The organism is Flavobacterium sp. HTF (assembly GCF_003105115.1).
GTDB lineage: Bacteria > Bacteroidota > Bacteroidia > Flavobacteriales > Flavobacteriaceae > Flavobacterium.
In genome coordinates this window covers 1-7,721 of record NZ_QETH01000141.1, presented here as the reverse complement: position 1 = coordinate 7,721, position 7,721 = coordinate 1, and the positions used below count along the sequence as shown (strand labels likewise).

The 7,721-nt window shown below is 34.8% G+C and carries 7 protein-coding genes; 6 read left to right on the top strand and 1 reads right to left on the bottom strand.

Translation table 11 applies throughout. The features are described 5' to 3' along the window. Window positions 1-105 precede the first annotated feature (105 nt). From hisA to DCO46_RS21770, 4 genes are all read left to right on the top strand, one after another. A complete protein-coding gene (gene hisA / locus DCO46_RS21785) occupies window positions 106-831 on the top strand; it encodes a 1-(5-phosphoribosyl)-5-[(5-phosphoribosylamino)methylideneamino]imidazole-4-carboxamide isomerase (protein ID WP_116754580.1) in 726 nt (241 codons plus the stop codon). 101 nt (window positions 832-932) lie between these two features. Next, window positions 933-1,688: an imidazole glycerol phosphate synthase subunit HisF gene (hisF, locus tag DCO46_RS21780; RefSeq protein WP_116754579.1), complete on the top strand. Its 756-nt coding sequence runs from the start codon at window positions 933-935 to the stop codon at window positions 1,686-1,688. Window positions 1,689-1,782: 94 nt separating this feature from the next. Further along, complete coding sequence (gene hisIE, locus DCO46_RS21775) at window positions 1,783-2,385, top strand: bifunctional phosphoribosyl-AMP cyclohydrolase/phosphoribosyl-ATP diphosphatase HisIE (protein ID WP_317048068.1); 603 nt, start codon at window positions 1,783-1,785, stop codon at window positions 2,383-2,385. 67 nt (window positions 2,386-2,452) lie between these two features. Continuing rightward, window positions 2,453-3,178 carry a hypothetical protein gene (locus DCO46_RS21770; protein ID WP_116754577.1) on the top strand — a complete coding sequence of 242 codons (726 nt, stop codon included), beginning with the start codon at window positions 2,453-2,455 and terminating at the stop codon, window positions 3,176-3,178. Between the two features lie 110 nt (window positions 3,179-3,288). On the opposite strand, the gene DCO46_RS21765 is transcribed toward DCO46_RS21770, so the two are convergent. Further along, window positions 3,289-3,987 carry a carbohydrate-binding family 9-like protein gene (locus tag DCO46_RS21765; protein WP_116754576.1) on the bottom strand — a complete coding sequence of 233 codons (699 nt, stop codon included), beginning with the start codon at window positions 3,985-3,987 and terminating at the stop codon, window positions 3,289-3,291. 143 nt (window positions 3,988-4,130) lie between these two features. Here DCO46_RS21765 and DCO46_RS21760 point away from each other — a divergent pair, with 143 nt between their 5' ends. Beyond that, a complete protein-coding gene (locus DCO46_RS21760) occupies window positions 4,131-5,786 on the top strand; it encodes a M1 family metallopeptidase (RefSeq protein WP_116754575.1) in 1,656 nt (551 codons plus the stop codon). Window positions 5,787-5,948: 162 nt separating this feature from the next. Beyond that, window positions 5,949-7,604, top strand: coding sequence for a M1 family metallopeptidase (locus DCO46_RS21755; protein ID WP_116754574.1), 1,656 nt, complete (start codon window positions 5,949-5,951; stop codon window positions 7,602-7,604). Window positions 7,605-7,721: the final 117 nt, after the last annotated feature.

Here is a 7,721-nt window from a genome sequence, read left to right as displayed (position 1 = left end):
TATAAAATTCCAAATTCCAATATTTAAAATAAATCAAAATATCAATTTTGAAAATCAGGAAAGGCTTTACGACTTTCGACTTTCAAACTTTAAGACTAAAAAAAAATGAGAATAATACCAGCCATAGATATTATTGAAGGAAAATGTGTCCGTTTGTCCAAAGGTGATTATGATACCAAGATAATTTACAATGAGAATCCGCTTGAAGTGGCAAAATCATTTGAAGCGCACGGAATTGAATATCTACATTTGGTAGATTTAGACGGAGCAAAATCGAGTAAAATTGTAAATTATAAGATATTAGAGCAAATTGCAGCGCAAACTAGTTTAAAAATCGATTTTGGCGGTGGATTAAAATCAGATGATGACTTGAGAATTGCTTTTGAAAGCGGTGCCACTCAAATTACCGGCGGAAGTATTGCTGTAAAAAACAGAGCTATTTTCGAAAAATGGATTTCAGAATACGGTTCAGAAAAAATCATTTTGGGTGCAGATGCAAAAGACGAAAAAATCGCTGTTTCCGGCTGGCTGGAAGACTCTGATGAAGATTTGGTTCCGTTTATTCAGGATTATCAGATTAAAGGCATTCAGTACGTTATTTGTACGGATATTGCCAAAGACGGAATGCTGCAAGGCCCGAGTTTTGATTTGTACGGTAAAATTTTAGCCGAAGCAAAAGGGGTAAAACTAATCGCTTCCGGCGGAATTTCAACTTTTGATGAGTTGCCAAAACTAGCAGAACTGGGCTGCGAAGGAACAATTATCGGAAAAGCAATTTACGAAGGAAGAATTACCCTGAAACAACTGGAGAACTATATAATTAGAAAATGAGAATTAATTAGAAAATGAGATAATTTGATAATTAGATAATTTTTTCCGCTGTGTAAAATAATTATCTAATTGACTAATTATCTAATTAACAAATTAGATAAATGTTAGCAAAAAGAATCATTCCTTGTTTGGATATAAAAAACGGAAGAACCGTAAAAGGCGTTAACTTTGTTGACTTGCGCGATGCGGGTGATCCGGTAGAACTGGCTGAAATCTATTCGGCTGAAGGTGCGGATGAACTGGTTTTTTTGGATATTTCGGCAACTGAAGAAAGACGTAAAACGTTGATTAATATGGTGCGCAGCGTAGCAGAAAAAATCAATATTCCGTTTACGGTTGGCGGTGGAATTTCATCTGTCGAAGATGTTGATATCCTGCTCAATAACGGTGCTGATAAGGTTTCCATCAATTCATCTGCGGTAAAAAATCCGCAATTGATTAATGATCTGGCCCAGAAATTTGGAAGCCAGTGTGTGGTAGTAGCAATCGACGCCAAGCAAATCGACGGACAATGGATTGTACATTTGGTTGGGGGAAAAGTGCCAACAGAACTGAATTTATTCGATTGGGCTGTAGAAGTCGCAGAACGCGGCGCAGGAGAAATTTTATTTACCTCAATGGACAACGACGGAACGAAAAACGGTTTTGCAAATGAAGCCCTGGCTAAGCTTTCTGAGTTAGTCAACATTCCGATAATCGCTTCCGGAGGTGCAGGGAATATTCAGCATTTCGTAGATTCATTCAAAGTTGGAAAAGCAGATGCAGCCCTGGCGGCAAGCGTTTTTCACTTCAAAGAAATCGAAATTAAAGCGTTAAAACAAGAATTAAAAAATAACAATATAGAAGTCAGAATTTGAGAAGAAATTCCAAATCTCATCCCGAAGCTTCGGGACCAAATTCCAATAATCTGAGTTTAGAAATTAATCTAAAATCTGAACTCTAAAATCTAAAATTAAAATGGAAATCGATATAAAAAGCTCACACGGATTAATTCCTGCAATAATTCAGGATTCAGAAACTAAAAATGTTTTGATGCTGGGTTATATGAACGAAGAATCGCTTCAGAAAACAATAGAAACTCAAAAAGTAACTTTTTTCAGCCGTTCCAAACAAAGACTTTGGACAAAAGGCGAGGAGAGTGGTAACTTTTTGAACCTGGTAAGTATAAAAAATGACTGCGATGGCGATACGCTTTTGATTCAGGCAAAACCGGTCGGCCCAACCTGTCATACAGGTGCAGATACCTGCTGGCAGGAAGAAAACACGGAGCATTATGGTTTTATTTCCCAGTTAGAAAATACCATCAAAATCAGAAGAGAAAATGCTGATTCTGAGAAAAGTTATGTAGCGTCTTTATTTGAAAAAGGAATCAACAAAATAGCTCAGAAAGTGGGTGAAGAAGCGGTAGAAGTAGTTATAGAAGCAAAAGACGATAACGACGATTTGTTTCTTAGCGAAAGCGCCGATTTGCTTTTTCATTATCTGATTTTGTTACAGGCAAAAGGATTCCAATTGAATGATGTCGTTGAAGTATTAAAAAAACGCCAGAAATAATTTCTTTTAATCAAATCACAGATTAAAAAGTGTTATTATTGATTCGATTTAGAAACTAAGAATAAACATGGATAAAGAGACTTTTAAAAAACGTTTTGAAACTCATTCTGGCGACGATTTAATTTTAATGGCAACAAAAAATGCCGAAAAATATAATCCGGAAGCCGTACTGGCTGCAAAAGAAATTTTGTCAGACAGAAATATTGATATTGAAGCCATAATTGAAAATGAAAAAGCTAATGAATTGGCTGCTCAGGAAGAATTTAGCGATTTTAATGACGAAAAAAGTTATATAGAAAGTCTTTCTCCATTAGATCAGATGAAATATTTGTCTGAGAGAAGAGCAGATTTTGAGGAAAATATCGAAGAAATTGTCGAATTGAATAATGAAAATTTGACAGATGAAGAAATACTTTTAAATTTTGAAAATATCCTTGATGCGATTAAGCAAAACGAAGGTTTTGGTGATCTGACAGAAATGCACTCCAAAGAAAATTATTTTCTCACCAGTAATATCATCGAAGAAAAAATGATTCAGATTCCATTTTTGTTTAACGACAGAATTGAATTTGCAAACCAATTGGCCAGAAAGGATTTTAGAAAAAAATTCAACAGAAGTATCTTATTTGGCTTGGTATTACTGACGTTAGGGTTAGTTTTTGCAATTGGCACAGGCGGAGGAAATTTGGCAATGTACATTATTATCGTGACCGGAATAACCTTTTGTTTCAGAGGATTTAGAGGAAGAATTCGGTTGAACAATGGCTCTCAAAATCTTTTACAGGCCTATTAGCTAATACAAATTTAAAAATTTCATTTTGCAATAACATAACTCATGGTTTCAGCCATGCGATACAAATTGCAATTATGTTTGATGCCAACGGCTGAAACCGTTGGTTGTGTTTACTCCACAAACTCAAAAACCGCAAATTCATCCGGATGATGAAACCCGAATTTTAAGCTTTTATAATCCTGTAGAGCAAGATATTCAGTAGTGTTGCCGTAATCAATTCTAAAAGCATTAGCTTTCCATTTTGTACCGGCTTTTGGGGTAATAAAATGGCCGTTTTCAATTTTTTCAAGACTTGAAAACGGAATTTTAATTTCGGTACAAAAACCTTCAGGCGTAATTTTACTTACTGCTTCCAATCCTGAGATATTCAAATCCATTGATGTACCCCAACCTCCGCATTCGGAAGAAACACATTTTAACAACAGATCATAATTTGTTGAAAAAGCATTTACGCCAATTTCAACATAGTTTTTTCCATCCCCGTCAGGATCGATAAATATTTCTACCAAATCATCCGTTTCATAGATTTTAGAGTCTTTTGGCCTCGCTTTTCCAATTATCTTAGAATCCTCAGAACGGTAGGCGATATAAAGATTTTCCTCATTCCACGAAAGTGAAACAAAAGTTTTTTGAGTTGCTTTTTCTCCTGAATTATGAATTACAAATGGTCCTGAAAATGTTGTTTTCCAATCCGTTAAATCCCCGTCGATAGTAATTTTTTTAGCAGTTTTAAGAACTGGAAAAGTCTGTGAATAAATAGGATTGGAACAAACAAAATATATAAAAAGTACAGGAAGATAGAATTTCATAATTGAGATTTGATTTGAAAAGTAAAAATAAAGAAGAATAAGGGAACTTCGTTGTTAATTTTTCAGAATAGAAATTAGAAATTTAACCTGAATGGTTACATTTGTTTAAAAAAAACAACCAAAATATTTCAAATTTCAGGCTAATGAAAAGACATTTTACAGGCATTTTAGCAGCTTTTTTAGTTGGTTTCAGCGCCAATGCACAGGGACTATTAAATAAATCGGAAACTGTTTTTACACATCAGGATACCTTACGCGGCAGTATTACCAAAGAAAGAGCCTGGTGGGATTTGAAATATTATCATCTGGATATAAAAGTAAATCCCGCAGACCGTACCATTACCGGGTCAAATACCGTTCGATATACTGTTTTAACAGAAAGTAACAGAATGCAGATTGATTTGCAACAGCCGATGAATATTACCAAAGTAACCCAAAACGGCAAAGAACTAAAATTTGAAAGAGACGGAAATGCTTTTTTTATTACTTTACTTGAAAACCAGAAAATTGGCGATACAAAAGAAATTGTAGTGTCATTTGACGGTGTTCCCAAAGAAGCTGTGCGACCACCCTGGGATGGCGGAATTACATGGCAAAAAGATAAAAACGGGAAAGATTTTATAGCTTCGTCCTGTCAGGGTTTGGGCGCCAGTGTATGGTGGCCGTGTAAAGACCATATGTATGATGAAGTAGAGAATATGCTCATCAGTGTGAATGTTCCGGGACATCTGACAGACGTTTCGAACGGAAGACTTCAGAGCGTTAAAAAACAAAAAGACGGAACAAAGACTTTTAACTGGTACGTTGCTAATCCTATTAATAATTATGGGGTAAATATCAATATTGGCGATTACGTTAATTTCTCTGAAAAATTCAAAGGAGAAAAAGGTGATTTAGATTGTAATTATTATGTTTTGAGAGATGATCTTGCCAAGGCAAAGGAACATTTTAAAGATGCTCCAAAAATGCTGAAAGCTTTTGAAAGCTGGTTTGGACCTTACCCATTTTACGAAGACAGCTATAAACTGGTAGAAGTTCCTTATTTAGGAATGGAGCACCAAAGTTCTGTAACTTACGGAAATAACTTTACAAAAGGCTATAATGGTAATGATATGAGCGGAACGGGCTGGGGATTGAAATTTGATTATATCATTATTCACGAATCAGGTCACGAATGGTTTGCTAACAATATTACATATAAAGATATTGCTGATATGTGGATTCATGAAAGTTTTACTACCTATTCTGAATCTCTTTTTATTGAATATTATTACGGGAAAGATGCTGCAAGTGAATATCTAAGGGGAATAAGAAAAGTAATTACCAATAAAAAACCAATCATTGGATATTATGACGTAAATACCGAAGGATCCGGGGATATGTATCCGAAAGGTGCTAATATAATTCATACAATTCGTCAGGTTGTCAATGATGACGCCAAATGGAAATCTATTTTGAGAGGTTTAAACAGTACTTTTTACCATCAAACCGTTACGACAAAACAAATTGAAGATTATCTGACTGAAAAATCAGGTATAGATTTGAGTCCGGTTTTTGATCAGTATTTAAGAACAGCACAGGTTCCAACTTTTGAGTATTATTTTAAGGATCAGAAATTAGTCTATCATTGGATAAATTGTGTTGAAAAATTTAATTTACCATTAAAAGTGAATCTAAACGGTGTTGAAACCTGGCTAAAACCTACAACAGACTGGCAGGCTGAAAATGTAAAAGGTGAAAAGCCAACTTTGACAGTTGATAAAAATTTCTACGTAACAGAATATAACATTACAGATTAAAATGTAATTATTTAAAAATCAAACCCGATGGCTTATTTAATAGTTTTCGGGTTTTGTTTTTTATATAGAAATCATAAAATTCTCAAAAAATTGACAGGATTGTTTACATTTGTTGTCAATCGAGTTTGTTTAAAGCACTGTTTGTTTCTAATTTCTTAAATAATGAAAAAAATATTAGGTGGCACTTTAATTGCCTTTTTAGTTGGTTTTACGGCCAATGCGCAGGGACTTCTTAATAAGTCAGAAACTGTTTTTACACATCAGGATACTTTACGCGGAAGCATTACAAAAGAAAGAGCCTGGTGGGATTTAAAATATTATCATTTAGATATTAAAGTGAATCCGTCAGAAAAAACAATAACAGGTTCAAATACCGTACGTTACACTGTTTTGCAGGAGTATAACAAAATGCAGATCGATTTGCAGGAACCCATGCAGATTACTAAAGTAGCTCAGGACGGAAAAGATCAGAAATTTGTCAGAGTTGGGAATGCTTTTTTTATTGAATTAACTGCTGCCCAAAAAGTTGGAGAAACAAAAGAAGTTGTAATTTCTTTTGGAGGAAAACCAAAAGAAGCCGTAAGAGCACCGTGGGATGGAGGTCTGAGCTGGAAAAAAGATAAAAACGGAAAAGATTTTGTGGCTTCATCCTGTCAGGGATTAGGAGCAAGCGTTTGGTGGCCAAACAAAGACCATATGTATGATGAAGTGGAGAATATGCTGATCAGCGTAAATGTTCCCGGTGATTTGACAGATGTTTCAAACGGAAGGCTACAAAGCGTTAAAAAACAAAAAGACGGAACTAAGACTTTTAACTGGTATGTTGCTAATCCGATAAATAATTACGGTGTCAATATCAATATCGGTGATTACGTTAATTTCTCTGAAAAATTCAAAGGAGAAAAAGGCGACTTAGATTGTAATTATTATGTTTTAAGAGATAATCTGGCTTTGGCAAAAGAGCAGTTTAAAGATGCTCCAAAAATGCTGAAAGCTTTTGAAAGCTGGTTTGGACCATATCCTTTTTATGAAGACAGCTATAAACTGGTAGAAGTTCCGTACTTAGGAATGGAACACCAAAGTTCTGTAACATACGGAAACCAGTATAAAAACGGATATTTAGGACGTGACTTAAGCGGAACAGGCTGGGGATTAAAATTTGATTTTATCATTATTCATGAATCCGGACACGAATGGTTTGCAAACAACATCACGTATAAAGATATCGCAGATATGTGGATTCACGAGAGTTTTACCAATTATTCTGAAAGCCTTTTTGTGGAATATTATTATGGTAAAGATGCTGGAGCAGAATATGTAAGAGGTTGCAGAAAAAACATTCATAACGATGCTACCATTATCGGAAATTATGATGTAAACAATGAAGGTTCAGGAGATATGTATCCGAAAGGAGCTAACATGCTGCATACGATCCGTCAGGTTTTGAATGACGATGCAAAATGGAAATCTATTTTGAGAGGTTTAAACAGTACTTTTTACCATCAGACGGTTACAACAAAACAGATCGAGGATTATATGAGTGCTCAGGCCGGAATTAATTTAAATAAAATATTTGACCAGTATTTAAGAACAACTAAAATCCCGACTTTAGAATATTTCTTTAAAGACGGGCATTTAGGATATCGCTGGTCAAATTGTGTAGATAAATTTGATATGCCGGTGAAAGTTAAATTAAACGGTACGGATGTAGTCTTAAAACCAACACAGGACTGGAAATCAGAAAAAATCGCTGCTGATAAACCTACACTTGAAGTAAATAAAGATTTTTACGTTGCTTCTTTTAATATTACGGAATAAAGAATTTTAAATTCTAAAATATAAAAATCCCAAATTCCAATTCTATGGAGTTTGGGATTTTTATTTACGCTAAACCCGACAGGTGTTCTTCCAGATATTAACTCAAGTCTGTCATTT